10 protein-coding genes and 1 tRNA gene are annotated in these 14,650 nt (G+C 52.6%); 5 read left to right on the top strand and 6 right to left on the bottom strand.

Going from position 1 to position 14,650, the window contains the following annotated elements; all coding sequences use genetic code 11:
* Positions 1–6 precede the first annotated feature (6 nt).
* The 3 genes from HUN04_02225 to HUN04_02215 all read left to right on the top strand — a co-directional run bounded on the left by HUN04_02225 (position 7) and on the right by HUN04_02215 (position 3,583).
* Entirely contained in the window at positions 7–687 is a 681-nt protein-coding gene (locus HUN04_02225; GenBank protein WDP88619.1) for a response regulator transcription factor, read from the top strand.
* A complete protein-coding gene (locus HUN04_02220; protein ID WDP93132.1) occupies positions 680–2,089 on the top strand; it encodes a HAMP domain-containing protein in 1,410 nt (469 codons plus the stop codon). Before HUN04_02225 ends, HUN04_02220 begins: the two co-directional genes overlap by 8 nt.
* Positions 2,090–2,167: 78 nt before the next feature.
* Positions 2,168–3,583 (top strand): Do family serine endopeptidase, encoded by a 1,416-nt coding sequence (locus HUN04_02215; protein WDP88618.1) that lies wholly within the window; start codon positions 2,168–2,170, stop codon positions 3,581–3,583.
* Between the two features lie 113 nt (positions 3,584–3,696).
* Here the strand turns inward: HUN04_02215 and HUN04_02210 are convergent, their stop codons facing one another.
* Both HUN04_02210 and HUN04_02205 read right to left on the bottom strand, forming a co-directional pair.
* Positions 3,697–4,167, bottom strand: coding sequence for a PilZ domain-containing protein (locus HUN04_02210; protein WDP88617.1), 471 nt, complete (start codon positions 4,165–4,167; stop codon positions 3,697–3,699).
* A 71-nt stretch (positions 4,168–4,238) separates the two neighbouring features.
* Positions 4,239–4,314 (bottom strand) — tRNA-Ala (locus HUN04_02205).
* Positions 4,315–4,497: 183 nt separating this feature from the next.
* Between HUN04_02205 and HUN04_02200 the strand changes: the two genes are divergently transcribed.
* Complete coding sequence (locus tag HUN04_02200; protein WDP88616.1) at positions 4,498–6,390, top strand: SurA N-terminal domain-containing protein; 1,893 nt, start codon at positions 4,498–4,500, stop codon at positions 6,388–6,390.
* A gap of 5 nt (positions 6,391–6,395) precedes the next feature.
* A complete protein-coding gene (locus HUN04_02195; protein ID WDP88615.1) occupies positions 6,396–9,263 on the top strand; it encodes an insulinase family protein in 2,868 nt (955 codons plus the stop codon).
* A gap of 116 nt (positions 9,264–9,379) precedes the next feature.
* Here HUN04_02195 and HUN04_02190 read toward each other — a convergent pair whose 3' ends face one another.
* The 4 genes from HUN04_02190 to HUN04_02175 all read right to left on the bottom strand — a co-directional run bounded on the left by HUN04_02190 (position 9,380) and on the right by HUN04_02175 (position 14,602).
* Positions 9,380–9,796, bottom strand: a complete 417-nt coding sequence (locus HUN04_02190) for a PilZ domain-containing protein (GenBank protein WDP88614.1) — start codon at positions 9,794–9,796, stop codon at positions 9,380–9,382.
* A gap of 247 nt (positions 9,797–10,043) precedes the next feature.
* On the bottom strand, positions 10,044–10,496 hold the full coding sequence (locus HUN04_02185; GenBank protein WDP88613.1) for a regulatory protein RecX: 453 nt from the start codon (positions 10,494–10,496) through the stop codon (positions 10,044–10,046).
* Positions 10,483–11,286: a hypothetical protein gene (locus tag HUN04_02180; GenBank protein WDP88612.1), complete on the bottom strand. Its 804-nt coding sequence runs from the start codon at positions 11,284–11,286 to the stop codon at positions 10,483–10,485. Before HUN04_02180 ends, HUN04_02185 begins: the two co-directional genes overlap by 14 nt.
* On the bottom strand, positions 11,279–14,602 hold the full coding sequence (locus HUN04_02175) for an AsmA-like C-terminal domain-containing protein (protein ID WDP88611.1): 3,324 nt from the start codon (positions 14,600–14,602) through the stop codon (positions 11,279–11,281). Before HUN04_02175 ends, HUN04_02180 begins: the two co-directional genes overlap by 8 nt.
* Positions 14,603–14,650 lie beyond the last annotated feature (48 nt).

Raw genomic sequence — 14,650 nt, 5'->3', positions numbered from 1 at the left:
AAAACGATGAGACTGCTTCTGGTTGAAGACGATGGGAAGATCGCCTCCTTTGTGGAAAAGGGGCTGAAATCCTCAGGATTTGCCGTGGATATTGCCAGGACCGGCATCGAGGGGCTGGATCTGGCCATGGGGGCGGATTTCGATACCCTGATTATCGACATCATGCTCCCTGAAATGGACGGATTGACCCTGATCGAACGGCTGAGGGCACAGGGGAAGAATACCCCCATCATTGTACTCAGTGCCAGGGACCGGGTGGGAGACCGGGTCAAGGGACTGGAAGCCGGGGCGGACGATTATTTGACCAAGCCCTTTTCTTTTACGGAACTTCTCGCACGGGTGCAGGCGCTGATCCGGCGGGCCGGAAATGTGACCGAACCGGTTGCCCTGACCTACGGGGACCTCAGTGTGGATATTGTCAAGCGACAGGTGCGCCGGGGGGATGATTTCATTGAACTGCAGCCCCTGGAATTTTCACTGCTTGAATACCTGATCCGGAACCGGGAGCGGGTGGTCTCCAAGACCATGATCATGGAGCATGTGTGGAATTATAATTTTGACCCCATGACCAATGTGGTGGAAGCCCGGATTTGCCGCCTCAGGGATAAGATCGATAAAGGGTACCCCGACAAGCTCATCCATACGGTGCGGGGGGCCGGGTATGTCCTTAAAACCGAGGATGCCTGATTTTTTCAGAACCATTGCATTCCGCCTGACCGTCTGGTATGCAGGTATTTTTTCAATATCCTCCTGTGTGGTTTTCGGCCTTTTCTATTTTCTGGCCACCCAGACCATCCTTGACCAGATGGACCAGGAGCTGATGGATAAGGCGGGGTATTTCAGGACCGTCATCCGGCGCAACGGGATTGTGGGCGCACAGAACCTGGCTGTCATAGAAGCCCAGGCCGCCGGTGAAAAACAGATTTTTTTCAGGCTTCTTTACCCCACAGGGGAGGTTTTTGCCTCCTCCCACATGTCCTATTGGAAGGATGTTGCCCTTGACGACCAGGCCATTGACCGCCTGATGAAAAAAAGGGTGCCGGTGTTCAGGACGGTCCAGATAAAGGGACAGGACCAGAAGGCCAGGATGATGTATACCTTTGTGGCCCATAACGTCATTCTCCACACCGGCCTGGCCATGGATTCCCATTCCCGGTTTTTGTCCGGATTCAAGAAAATTTTTTCAATTTCCCTGGGATTCGTTATCCTTTTTTCCGGGGCGTCCGGGATGTTTCTGGCCCGGCAGGCCCTGTCCGGGGTGTCGGCCATCACCCTGACGGCCCATACCATTACCGGTTCCAGCCTGGATCAACGGGTGCCGGAAACCGGTCACGGAGACGAGTTGGATTTGCTGGCCCATACGTTTAACCGGATGCTGGACCGGATTTCGGCCCTGGTCAAAAGCATCCGGGAGATGAGCGATAATATCGCCCATGATCTGAAAAGCCCCCTTACCCGGATCCGTGGGTTTGCCGAACTGGCACTGGTGCAGGAGGGGGGCGGCGACCTGGATACTTATAAGTCCATGGCGGCCAACACCATCGAAGAATCCGACCGCCTGCTGGATATGATCAACACCATGCTGGTGATATCCAGGGCCGAGGCCGGCGAAGAGCAGTTTTCCCTGGTACCAGTTGAACTGAGCCGGATGATAGAAGAGGCATGCGACCTTTTCGTGCCTGTGGCCGAAGACAAAACCATTGATTTTACCTATGCGGTGGCCCCGGAAATTCAAATCAAGGCAGATGCCCCCATGCTCCAGCGCGCCTTTGCCAATTTGCTGGACAATGCGTTGAAATACACGCCGGAAAAGGGCGCCGTCCACGTGAGCCTGGAGGAAGGGGCGGAGGCGGTGATCATCCGGGTGGCGGACACCGGGCCCGGCATTGATCCGGATTGCCTGGACCAGATTTTCGAGCGTTTTTTCAGGGCGGAGTCATCCAGGACAACACCGGGCACCGGCCTGGGGTTGAGCCTTGCCAAAACCATTGTGGAGCAGCATGGGGGGATGCTTTGTGTGGAAAACCGAACCCCGGCCGGCGCCATATTTACCATGAGATTACCATATCGTAATTTTCCGATCATTTAAAAATTATCTTTCTGTATTACTCTTGGATTAAGCGTTAACACAATAACCTTAAATTTAAACCAAGAAGGAGATAAGCCAATGAAACGAATAAAAAGAATTACGATACCGGCAGTCATCGCTGTATGCGTAGCGCTGATTCCGCTCATTGCCTCTGCTGCGGTGCCCATGGTACCTGCCAGTTTTTCCAAACTCGCCGAGCAGGCCAAAACAGGGGTCGTCAATATTCAGACCGTAAAAACCATCCAGGGGGGCGGCCGCGTATTCCAGCATTTCTTCGGTTCACCCTTCGGCGGGAACCAGCGGGGCCTGGAGGATTTTTTCGGACCCTATCTCCGGCAGCAGCCCAAAAATCGTACAGAACGTTCTCTGGGGTCCGGGTTCATCATTGATAAAAAGGGGTATATTGTCACCAACAATCATGTGATCAAGGATGCGGACGAAATCAAGGTTATCCTCCATGATAATAAAGAGTATGATGCCAAAATCATCGGTACGGATCCGATGACGGACCTGGCCTTGATTAAAATCGAGGCCAAGGGCCTCACCCCATTGAAGTTCGGATCCTCCAGCGATGCGGCTGTGGGGTCCTGGGTGGTGGCCATCGGTTCGCCTTTCGGCCTTGAACAGACCGTCACCGCAGGTATTATTTCCGCCAAGGGCCGGATCATCGGTTCAGGCCCCTATGATGACTTCATCCAGACCGATGCCTCCATTAACCCGGGCAACTCCGGCGGCCCCCTGCTCAACCTGGACGGCGAGGTGATCGGCATCAATACCGCCATCATTAAGTCCGGACAGGGGATCGGGTTTGCCATCCCATCGGACATGGCCACCGGGATTATTGGTCAGCTCACGGAATCCAGCAGTGTTTCCCGGGGGTGGCTCGGTGTGGCCATCCAGAGTGTGAGCAAGGAAATGGCCGAATACTATGGACTGGAGGAGGGACAGGGGGTATATGTGGCCAAAGCCTACGAAGATAACCCCGCCTACAAGGCCGGCATCCGCCAGGGAGACGTCATCACTGGTATTGACGGGAAGAAGATCGAGTCCTCCCGGGATTTGACCCTGACCATTGCCAATCTCAAGGTGGGGCAGAAGATCAAGGTGGCATTGATCCGTGACGGACGGGAGAAAACCCTTTCAGTAAAGCTGGGCGAACGGCCGGATAAGGTGACGGATGACGGTGCCCAGGGCATAAGTGACTACGACAGTTTCGGATTCATGTTTAAGGCGCTGGATGACGAAATCGGCAGCCAGATGGGGTATCCCCCGGGGCTTAAGGGGCTGGTGGTCACCCGGATCAAGCCCGGCACCCTGGCGGCTCAGTCCGGTGTGCGGGTGGGGGATCTTCTGGTTGAAGTGAACCATGCTAAAACCAAAACCGGTAAAGACTATGCCAAGGCCATCAAAAAGATAAATAAGGGAGAAACCGCCCACATGCTCTTCCGGCGGGGAAATTCCCAGGTGTTTGTGGTTCGGTTTGTCAAAGAATAACACGTAAAACGTTTGAATATAAGGCAAAGCGGGTATCCGGTTTTTTGTGCCGGATGCCTGCTTTGCTTATTTGTTTTGCCCGTTAATTTTATGGTGCAGTAGGGGAACTGGAATTAAAAGTGAAACAGAAAATATTTCCCCAGATTGTCGTAATGCTCACTGGACAGAAATTCACATCCCGCACAAAGGGGGGACAAAAAGCGTTTTATGCGTACTTTTGTGGTAACGGATGAATGGTTGGGATCGTCCAGAATAAATTCGATATGAACAATATTGTCCAGTTCGTAAAGTGTCTTCCGGGTGAAGTTGATTCGCAGGCCGTGTTTTGAAATATCTGTAATGGTGATGGGGACATTTTCATTGCTTTTGTCTATCAGGTTGCCCCTGAGAAGCACGGGCTTTCTGATGGATCTGCGCCGTTCAAGCAATAAGGAGAATTGGTGCCGGCATTTACAGGTGTACTTCAGACGCACTTCGCTTTTGTGCCCTAAAAACCTGGAGACATTTTTCTGGTACGATTTTCCGCATTCCGGGCAGGATATGGTGGTTATCCCTTCGGCATTGGCAAAAATTTTTATGGTCATCGGATTTGTGTCTTCTGTGGATTTGCCACAACTAAAAAAGCCGTTGCGTTGGCAACGGCTTCAATTTTGAGTGGTGGAGCTGAGGGGGATCGAACCCCTGACCTTACGGCTGCCAGCCGTACGCTCTCCCAGCTGAGCTACAGCCCCACAAGCAAGAGTGGATAGATGTATAAACGAAATAATGGGGGTGTGTCAACAAAAAAATATTTTTTTTGGATAAAAAAGAATCGGCGGCAGGATATAATATATTGACACAATAAGTTATGAAACGATAGTATGGAACGTTTTTTTTGAATATTACATTTATTCTACAGATTTAAGGAGAAAGGAATGCTGCGTTACCTGCGTGAAAATACCGGAAACTGGATCATAAAGATTTTTCTGGGCATTATTGTAATTGTTTTTGTTTTCCTGGGGGTTGGGAGTATGAACGCCAACAAACGGAATGAAGTGGCCCTGGTCAATGATGAGGTCATTACATTCAACGAGTTCCAGGATGCCTACAGAAATATGATAGAGCAGATGCGCCAGCAGTTCGGCAACGCCCTGAACGAGGATCTGATCAAGGCATTGAATGTAAAGGAACAGGCGGTCAACAGTCTTATCGACCAGAAAATTCTGGATATGGAAGCGGATAAGCTGAAGATTATGGTGACCGACGGCGAACTTAAGGATACCCTGGTGGGCATCAAGGCCTTTCAGAAGAACGGCGACTTTGATATGGAACTGTACAAAGGGGTGCTTGCCAGAAACAGGATGACCCCTGAGTCCTTTGAGGCGCTCCAGCGCCGGGCCATCAAAAACAGGAAACTTCGTGAGATGGTCCTCAGCGGCGTGACTGTAAGTGATGAGGAAGCCCTTGCCTGGTACCGGTTCAACAATACCAAAACCGCAATTGAGTATATCAAGGTCGATCCCGGTACCTTTACAGATATTACCCCCACGCCGGAAGCGGTGAAAAAGGAGTACCAGGATCATTTAGATGCCTACAAGTCCCAGCCGGAACTTAAGGTTAACTACCTTGTCTTTTCCCCTGAAGATCACAGGGACAGCTTTGAAGTCCCCGGTGAACAGGCCCGTGACTATTATGAACAGAACAAGTCCAGGTTCACCACCCCTGAACAGGTTGAAGCCAGCCATATCCTGATCCGGGTGGCTGAGGATGCGGACGAGGCCGCCGTAACAAAGGCGCGCAAAGAGGCCGATGATATTTATGAAAAAGCCACTAAGGGTGGGGATTTTGCGGAACTGGCCAAAACCTATTCGCAGGGCCCCACAGGCCCCAAGGGCGGATACCTCGGGAAATTTGACCGCAGGAGCATGGTAAAACCATTTGGCGATGCCGCCTTTGCCATGACAGCCGGTGAGATTTCAAAACCGGTCCGGACACAGTTTGGTTTCCATGTCATCAAGGTGATCTCCAGAACGGCTGAGACCGTTGAATCCTTTGAGAACGCCAAACCTGCCATTGTCAAAGAACTGGCCTCCCAGGAACTTCAGAATCTTGCTTATTATAAGGCCGGCGAAGCATTTGATGCGGTTGTGGACGGGGATGATTTCCAGCAGGTCGCCATGATTGTCAAGAAAAAGGTGATGGAGACCCCTGCCTTTTCTTCCGACGGCAACGGGCTGTCATTTGACAATGCCGGTGAATTCGCCCGCGAGGCGTTTGCCCTGTCCGGAGATGACATCAGTGAGGTCAAGCAGATCGGAGACAAGTATTATCTGATTCAGGTCAAGGAGAGAATCGCCCCAAGGCAGCTGCCATTGGAAGAGGTGGAAGCCGGAATAACGGTGACCCTGAAAGAAAAAATGCAAAAGCAGGCGGCACAGGAATCCGCAGACAAGCTGCTCAAGGCCGTTGCTGAAAAAACAACGCTGGCAGAGGCCGCCAAGGCGGCGGGCTTTACCCCGGCCGAATCCAAATTATTTACCAGAAACCAGTCTATTCCCGGTATTCCCGGCTCTACTGCCATTGCTTCCGCTGCATTTACTCTGGATGACGCAAAAAAGGTTTACGATAAGGTGATGGAAGCCGGCGGCAGTTTTTACGTCATCGGATTCAAAGCGCAGCAGACACCCGATGCAGCCACCGCTGAAAACGAACTGGACAACGTCAAAAAAGAGATGGGGTACAGGAAACAGCAACAATACTATACTGCCTGGGTGAAATCCTTGAAAGATAAAGCAGATATTAAAATCAACAGAGAGGTTATCAACTAAAGACGGTGTCTGTTTTTAAAAAAGCAACCTTTGGCATCCTTGCCCTTCTGATCCTGGGCACCGGACTGTTCGCTTCCTGTATCGCCAGACAGCCGGCTGCCGCCGGAGACTGCCGGGGGACGGCGGTCCCGGTGGATCCACAGCTGGTTCAGGGGACCTTGAACAACGGGTTCAGGTATCTGATCATGAAAAATGCCACCCCCAAAGACCGGGTGAGCGTTCATCTGAACGTGTTTACCGGTTCTTTGGATGAAACTGAAAAGGAACGTGGTATAGCCCATTTCCTTGAGCACATGGTGTTCAACGGATCAGAGCATTTCAAGCCGGGTGAACTGATTACCTATTTTCAGTCCATTGGCATGGATTTCGGCGGAGATGCCAATGCCAGAACCTCTTTTTTTACCACCATCTATGATTTGAGCCTGCCCAAGGGCGATCGGGAATACCTGGAAAACGCCTTTCTGGTGCTCCGGGACTATGCCGGAGGCGCCCTGCTGCTGGAGAGTGAGATCGACCGGGAGCGGGGGGTGATACTGGCGGAAAAGCGGGAGCGGGATTCGGTGTCCTACAGGACATTCAAAAAAGAACTGGCCTTTGAACTGCCGGGCGCTGTTCTGGCCCGGCGTATGCCCATCGGTACAGAAGAGGTGATCCGGGCCGTTGACCGTAAGGCAATGAAGGCCTTTTACGACCGCTGGTACCGGCCGGATAACATGGCCCTTGTGGTTGTGGGGGATATGGATGTGAAATTGGCCCAATCCCTGATCACCGAGCGGTTTGCCTCAATGACGTCCCGGGCCGCTGCGCCCGAGGCCGCCACCGGACGGCCGGATGTGGCCTGGACCGCCCACAAAGGGACAAAGGTCTTTTACCACAGGGAGCCGGAGGCCGGTGCCACCCGGGTCACCATTGAGCGACTTGTCCCCAGGGCTTTTACCCCCGAAACCATTGCCGACCTGAAGGAGAACACCGTTGGATACCTGGGAGATCAGGTCTTTCAGAATCGGCTGTCCCGGATGGTCCGGGAGCAGACGGCTGATTTTACCTCCGCTTCGGTATATTCAGGGGCCTATCTGAGATACCTGGATGTCGCGGCGGTTCAGGCCTCCTGCGACGCCGGGAACTGGGAATCCGTATTGGCACAGCTGGATCTTGCCCTTCGCCAGGCACTGGTGTTCGGGTTTTCCCAGCAGGAACTGGACAGGGCAAAGGCCGATGCCGTGACCGCACTTAATGCCCAGGCTGCCAAAGCCGGCACCCGGAAAAGTCCGGATATTGCCCGTGGACTCATCTCCAATCTTAACCGGCGGGGCCTGTTTTTGTCGCCGGAACAGGAACGGGATCTGCTTGTTCCCTATATCAAGGCGCTGTCGGTGGCCGATGTGAACACGGCCTTTCGAGATCTGTGGCAGGAGGACCAGCGGCTGGTTCTGGTGACCGGCAACCTGGATGCCGGAAAGGACCCTGAAAAGAAAATCAAGGCGGTGTTTGACACCAGCCGGAATATTGCCCCTCAACCTTATATCCAGGCCGGTATTAAGACCTTCCCCTATTTGTCCCTGCCCGATGAAAAAGCCGGGGTTGTACGCGTGCAGGAGGACGTGAAGGGGCTTGGGATCTGGCAGGCTGATCTTGGAAATAATATCCGCATCAACCTGAAACCTACGGATTTTAAAAAAGGTGACTTTGCCTTTAAAGCGGTATTCGGACGGGGCAGGGCGGATCTGCCCTCCGGAATGTACGGCCTGTCCACCCTTGCAGAGGCGGCCGTGGAGCAGAGCGGTTTCGGTCGCATGGACCTGGATGAACTGGATACGGCCCTGGCCGGCAGAGACGTCAGCATTGGATTCAAAATCAATGAATCCTCTTTTTCCATAGAGGGCCGCGCCGCTCCGGGCGAGGCCGAATTGGTATTGCAGCTGCTGTATACCTATTTTAAAGATCCGGGATTCAGGCCTAAAAGCCTGGATCTGGCCAAAGTCCATTACCGTCAGCAGTTCGAGGCCTTGTCCCGGACAACCGAGGGGATGATGCAGATCCAGGGCAACCGGTTTCTGGCCGGCGGCGATCCCAGATTCGGGCTGGCTGACCCGGCAAAGGGGCTGAATATCCCGATGGCCCGGATTGAATCCTGGATCCGGCCGGCCTTTGAATCCGCCCCCCTGGAAGTCTCTTTTGTCGGAGATTTCAATCCAGGAAAACTGAAGCGGCTGGCGGCTGATTATCTTGGGGCCCTCGGCTCCCGTCAAATGCCTTTGAAGGGCGAGCGGTATGCAACTGGCCAGGATAGGATTATCTTCCCAAGGGGGAAATCCAAAACCATTTTCGTGGACAGCCGGCTTTCCAAGGCTGTGATCCGAGCCTCCTTTCTCACCGATGATTTTTGGGATATCATGCAGACCCGCCGGCTATCCCTATTGTCCAGGGTGCTCTCCGAGCGGCTGAGAAATACGATAAGGGAAAAACTGGGTGCCTCTTATTCCCCCTATGTCTATAATAACCCTTCTCTTATTTTCGAGAATTACGGGGTAATGAATGCCGTTGTCAACCTTTCCCCGGATCAGATTGATCTTGTGGGTGAGCAGATGATGGAATTGATTGCCGACCTTGTAAGTAAAGGGGTAACCGGAGAAGAGCTTGAGCTTGCCAAGGGGCCGCTGATGAACCATCTTAAGGTTCTCCGGCAGACCAACTCCTATTGGCTGAATTCGGTCATGGCAGATTCCTACCGTTATCCTGAGCGGCTGGACTGGGCCGTCAGTCTGGTGGCGGGCTACGGCGGAATTACGGCGGAAGATCTAAACCGTCTGGCAAAGCGCTACCTCGTTCCGGATACCGGGGCGCTTCTAAAGGTGGTGCCCAAAAAAGACTAATCGAAAAATAATCGGCAGAATAAATATAGAATACCGGCCCAGGACGCGAGTCCAGGGCCGGTTTTTTATTTGGGGGAAGAGGCCGCGTTCAGTGGCGCGGAGCCCTGAGCGGTCAATCAGGACCTGTATTGGTCCGGAAGGCGTTCAACCTGCTCAGATACGTTATTTCTAAGATAGTAATCCAGGTCAAAAAGCTGCTTGAAAGTCAGATCCGTAAATTGCACATGGCGTTTTCTGACTTTCATGGAACTGAAGGACGGGGCATTGGTGACCTCGTAATCGGCAACGGTTTTAAACGGCAGATCTCCCACATAATAGCCCATGCTGCTTAAGAATATAGCGTCTTCAATCGATAGGTCATTCTTATCTGTTTCAGAAGAAGTGTCGATATATTTAAAGCAGAGGCCACCCATACTGATATCAATGATCTGGCCGAGTTTGTGGGAATTGGGGCTGATGGCTGCATATGCGCCTTCCACTGCTTTATACCGCTTGTTTCTTCTTCTTTCTATTGTTCGCTTTCTGCCAACCATAGGGCTTCCTCTTTGGCGTTAAGGAGGTTTCAGTTCGATAATCTATTGTCAAAAATCATGCAGTAATCATGCCATTTTTGATTGAATCCAGTAGCATACCAGGGGGTCCCGTAATACGGCTCATATAATATATTTTCATGTTTTGTGCAAATGCTAAAAATATTAGGGTATTGTCATAAGAGGGAAATCCTGGAAATTAAGGTGATAAATTATGAATAAATTTGCCTACCTCCGGGATATTTTTTTCTTAGATAAGCGACTGGAATCGTTCCCAGACAGCCAGACAGACACCATGGTCGAATCCCCGGTATCGCAGGTGATTCATCAGTTTTTTCTTCCGGGTTTCCGGCGCCATGTGACCCCAGTGTTCAGCCTTTTGGCGGGCCGCGGACCAGGCCAGTTCCATATTATCCAGGGAGGCGAGCAAATCGTCTGCCACTTCCGGGCTGATGCCCTTTTGCCGCATCTCCCATTTTAAAGCATATGTGGATTTGGGTTTGAATCTGATCCGGTTGTCAATGAACTGCCGTGCGAACTCCCGGTCATCCAGGTAGTTCAAATCCATAAGGCGCCGGATAATATCTGTTATCTCTCCGGAGGGCACTTGTTTTTTGGCCAGGTAATCTTTCATTTCTTTAACGGACCTGGGCCGTCTGCCCAGGTAGCGGAGGGCGAGATGGTATGCTTTATCCGTTTTCATTGTTGAATATATCCATGGGGCTGATCTTTGTCCATTCAAGCATCAGCCTGGCCAGCTCTTCTCCGGTTTCCTGCCTGATGATGGCGTGTTCTGTACGAAGACCCGGGCCTGAAAGGTCCATGTGTATCCTGGATAAAATCCGGTCACCGAATAGCCCTTCTTTTTTATACACCACCGTGCAGCGGGCGGGGGCATATTCAAAACAATAGGGCTCGGGCAGGGTTTCAACGGCCCACCTCAGGTAGACCCGGTTATTGACATGCTGGTTCAGGTCCAGGTCCAGAAAACGGACCGGAAAAGTTGTTTCATGGTGGTATTCATCGAACCGGGCGGGTTTTTCGATGCGCGGTGCCCGGTCGGCAGGAGTGTCCAGGAGCCCGGCCGGCATATGGGGCGCCAGCCTGACGGGTTTCCCAGATTCTGCCCGTATCAATATCCAGATTCCGGTTGCCGTTACCAGGGGGGGAAGCGGCTCCTCGCCGGGGGGCGTTTCCGGTACCAGGGTAAACTGCCTGATTTCGTAGAGGTTTTTCCAGGGGGCCCTCCAGGTATTAAGGGTCAATGGCATCAGCCATTTAAAGGCGTCATGGATTTGGATTCTGTACTGGGCAACCACCCATTTAAGCTGTTTTTTGGCCATGTCAAAGCCGGAAATGCCGAGATGGCTGCACTGCTGGGAGGAGATATCCTGAAACACATTGAGCAGCCAATCCGCTTTGACCCTGCCGTTGGCATTGATTGCAGAGTAGGGAAGGATGAGGGGAGCAGAAAAAACAGAGGCTTTATTCATTGCTTTTTTCTCCTTTAAACAGGCGGACAGGCGCTTGGATCAGGTCGCTGAACAGGGTGATCAGCCCCTTGCCCACAGCAGAGGGATGAAGGGGGATGACCGTGGGATCGGATAGTTTGCCCGACGCCTTTGCCGGAAAAGAGACCAGCCGCCCGCTGAGGATGGTGTTGACCAGTGGAATGTGCTGAATAATGGTATCAATGGTTTTAAAGGGGGCCACCAGAAAGGTCAGGCTCAGCCGGTCATTAAATGGATCCACCCAGCCGCTGGCGACAATGGCCATATCGTCGGCATCAATATAGGCTTTTTTGATGTGGATGACGCTCTCTTTGACCTCTGCCGTCACTGTCATGGATTTGTACCCGAATCCCTGCTGGCGGATATCCGTATCCCCGAGAATATTGAGGACCGATAATACCCGGGAGAGCAGGGTGGCTTTGTAAATCCGGCCCTCTTCCGCTGAAAAAGAGAGGTCGCCGTTTTGGTGCCGGATAATGCCTTCCACGGTATCGCTGCCGGCCAATTCTCCCTTAAAGGTGCAGCGTCCTTCAATAATGCTTTTGCCCCCAAGCAGGCAAGTGAAAAGCCTTGATGCATCTGCTGCCTCAGAAGACCGGATAACCAGTTGACTGGCTGCCATGGTATTTTTTTTACCGGGAGTTAAATCCACCCTGCCTGAGGCCGTCAGGCCGCAGAGCCCGGCCTCGTGGATTTGGATGTTTTTACTGCCTGAATCCAGACGGATGAGAGCATGGACATCATTGAAGGTTTTATCGTGGAAAATCAGGGCCTCTGAGTTTAAAGCCAAATTTTGTTGCAGGGTCAGGGACCGGTCGGTCTGCCTGCCCGAAACCTGGGATCCGGAGCCCTGGCGGCCGGCGGCCGGTTTTAATTTTTTAATTTCTGACAAAAGTGCATCCAGGTTCATGTATTCTGCGGTGATATGCATTTGACGGCTGTCGTCTGTGAACAGAACCAGGGGCCTGCCGTCTGTAACCGCGTGCAGTGCCTTGTGAAGCGTTGAGCCCTGAACCAGCATTTTTTCCAGGGTCCGTGTATCCAGCTTTCCTTTGAAATTTATGACGGGCTTATTCCGGGAGGCTTGGGATAGAAGCTGTGCATTGGAACGTGTACCGTCCTCTATTATGATTTTGGCCGGTCTAAGGGATTTGGGGGTGTGTCCTGAAAGCGTCAAAGAAACTTGGGGGCCTGTAGCCGGCATCTTCATGAGGCTCCCGAATTTGCAGCCGCTTTTTTGGGCATTGTAGCTGCCCCGGCTCATCTGAATCGGCAATTTTATGCCGGAAAGAAGGTCGGCGTCTCTGCCGGTATCAAGCCATGTCAGGTCTTGGATCAATCCATTCATGCGGGATGCCGAAAAAAAAGTGTTGGAGATATTAAAGGCGCCGGAAAAATTTTGGATTGAAAAATCATTTTCCCTAAAACCTATGCTCAGATTACTGGCATCTGCCTTTACGTTGTACTCCCATTTTGCGGGAATAAACATGGGGCCTTGTATTGACACTTTTTCAGCCTTTATCTGGCCGGCAAAGTTAACGGCAGGGGCAAATATTTCCATTACCCGGGGATATTGTCTGGCCCAGGACATAAGGGGCCCGGCGGCCAGATCTGCTTGCCCCTGTTCGATTTTAAATGGAAAAGGGGAAGAGAGGGAAAATTCACTTTGTTTTATCTGAACGGGGGTGCGGCCGATGCTGCCGGTCACCTCATTCAGGGTGATTTTTTCCGGGGTAAAGGAAAACTTACCTCCGGTAACTGACAGGGGAAGGGGCACAGGGGCGTATCTGCCCGCTGCGTGAAAATTGTCTGCAGTGACACGAATTTCAACGGTGTCGCTGCCAGTGGGCATATTGAGTTCCAGTACCCCCCGGGCGCTGCCCTGAATCTCGGATACCAGTGCCAGTTCCCGGGCCAGGACTGTTCCGGGCAGCAGGGCGATCAGGGTTTGGGGCAGGAAGGCCATGTCCGCATCAATGTCGAATTTTCCGGAAAAGGGCTCGTCAACATGGTTCACGAGGTCAATATCCAGGGTGCCGCCCCTGATGTTTGCGCCCTGGATCTTCCCCTTTTGGGCATCAATGTGGAGGACCCCGTCTTTCATGGTGGCACGGCCGGCCACCTGGTTAACGATCAGGGGCACCCCGGGTATTTTAACCCGGGCAGAGGCGGCACTGCCTTCAATGATAAGGTTTTTCCCGTCAAACAATTCTGCCGGGCGCCGGGCTTCAAATCCCACCATGACATCCCGGGTCTTTCCGCCCCTGAGGATATCAAAAAGGATATCCACTACTTCGTTACCCCCCAGCAGGGGTAGGCAGAGGGCGCGGGCCTGGGCAATATCCACATCCCTTCCATTGAACATCAGCCGCGTTTCCCCGGATGGGGGACGGTAATTGAATTCGACATTGATTTCTCCGCCGGGGGATTCAAACTGCCAGGGGCCCATGGCGGCTGTCACCGACTCCGGGGAGAGGAAAAATTTCAATGGGATTTCTCCGGGCACGAGGATGGATTCTTTCAGCCCGGAAAGGGATGTTTCAGTCCGGTGAAGGTTGATTTCACCGGACAGGGTCCCGGAGGAAGAAAGATTCAGATTTAAGTGGAGGCTGCCTGCGGAAAACCGCTTGAGTATACCGGTCGTGGCCTTGTCCAGTTCGGGCATCTGCCCCTTCCGGATATCTATGTCTTCAATCCCGGCTGTCAGCCCGATTCCCTTTTTGTCCGGCGAAATCCTGAGCCGGGCGTCCAGGCCGGAAAAATAATCCGAACCGCCCCGGGTGATATTTATTTTAATATTCTCCCGGCTGTGGGGAACCAGTGCATATATCCGGTCGGCCATATCGGCGGGGAAAAACGCTTCAAAGGAAGACTGTGCGGTGCGATCTGTTTGGGATTCCGGTGCCGCTTTGCCGTTTACTGCTGGAATGTTTTTTCCGGAGGTAATTTGAAGGGTCGGGCCCTGGATATCGATCTGTCTTGGGATGATCTTCCGGTCCAGCAGTTCGGCAGAATCAAGGTAGACTTCTGCACGATCGACGGCCAGGGTGAACCGTGGGCTGATATCCAGTTCGATCTCGTTGAAGCGGATGCCGGGCAGGGGGAAGAGGATAAATTCAATTTTATCCTGGCGCAGTTCCATGCCGGCGTATTTTTGAATTTCAAGGGAAATTCGGGATTTGACAGGCTTTAGATTAATGAGAAACTGGAGCAGGAAAGGGGCGGCCAGGGCGAAAATAAGGCAGGCCACCGCCGAATATACCCCTGTTTTGTATATGGTTTTGCGCTGGATACCCATGGCCGGTAGAGGCGAGCCCCGGAGGCGGTCAGCCGCCTCCGGGAACAG

Source organism: Desulfobacter sp., from assembly GCA_028768525.1.
Lineage (GTDB): Bacteria > Desulfobacterota > Desulfobacteria > Desulfobacterales > Desulfobacteraceae > Desulfobacter.
This window is presented reverse-complemented; position numbering and strand designations above follow the sequence as displayed.

Bases quoted from the DNA above. Each gene is read 5' to 3' on its own strand.
- HUN04_02225 (WDP88619.1), top strand. From the start codon at position 7: ATGAGACTGCTTCTGGTTGAAGACGATGGGAAGATCGCCTCCTTTGTG.
- HUN04_02210 (WDP88617.1), bottom strand. From the start codon at position 4,167: ATGACCATAAAAATTTTTGCCAATGCCGAAGGGATAACCACCATATCC.
- HUN04_02190 (WDP88614.1), bottom strand. From the start codon at position 9,796: ATGGTTGGCAGAAAGCGAACAATAGAAAGAAGAAGAAACAAGCGGTAT.
- HUN04_02185 (WDP88613.1), bottom strand. From the start codon at position 10,496: ATGAAAACGGATAAAGCATACCATCTCGCCCTCCGCTACCTGGGCAGA.
- HUN04_02180 (WDP88612.1), bottom strand. From the start codon at position 11,286: ATGAATAAAGCCTCTGTTTTTTCTGCTCCCCTCATCCTTCCCTACTCT.
- HUN04_02175 (WDP88611.1), bottom strand. From the start codon at position 14,602: ATGGGTATCCAGCGCAAAACCATATACAAAACAGGGGTATATTCGGCG.
- HUN04_02215 (WDP88618.1), top strand. From the start codon at position 2,168: ATGAAACGAATAAAAAGAATTACGATACCGGCAGTCATCGCTGTATGC.
- HUN04_02220 (WDP93132.1), top strand. From the start codon at position 680: ATGCCTGATTTTTTCAGAACCATTGCATTCCGCCTGACCGTCTGGTAT.
- HUN04_02200 (WDP88616.1), top strand. From the start codon at position 4,498: ATGCTGCGTTACCTGCGTGAAAATACCGGAAACTGGATCATAAAGATT.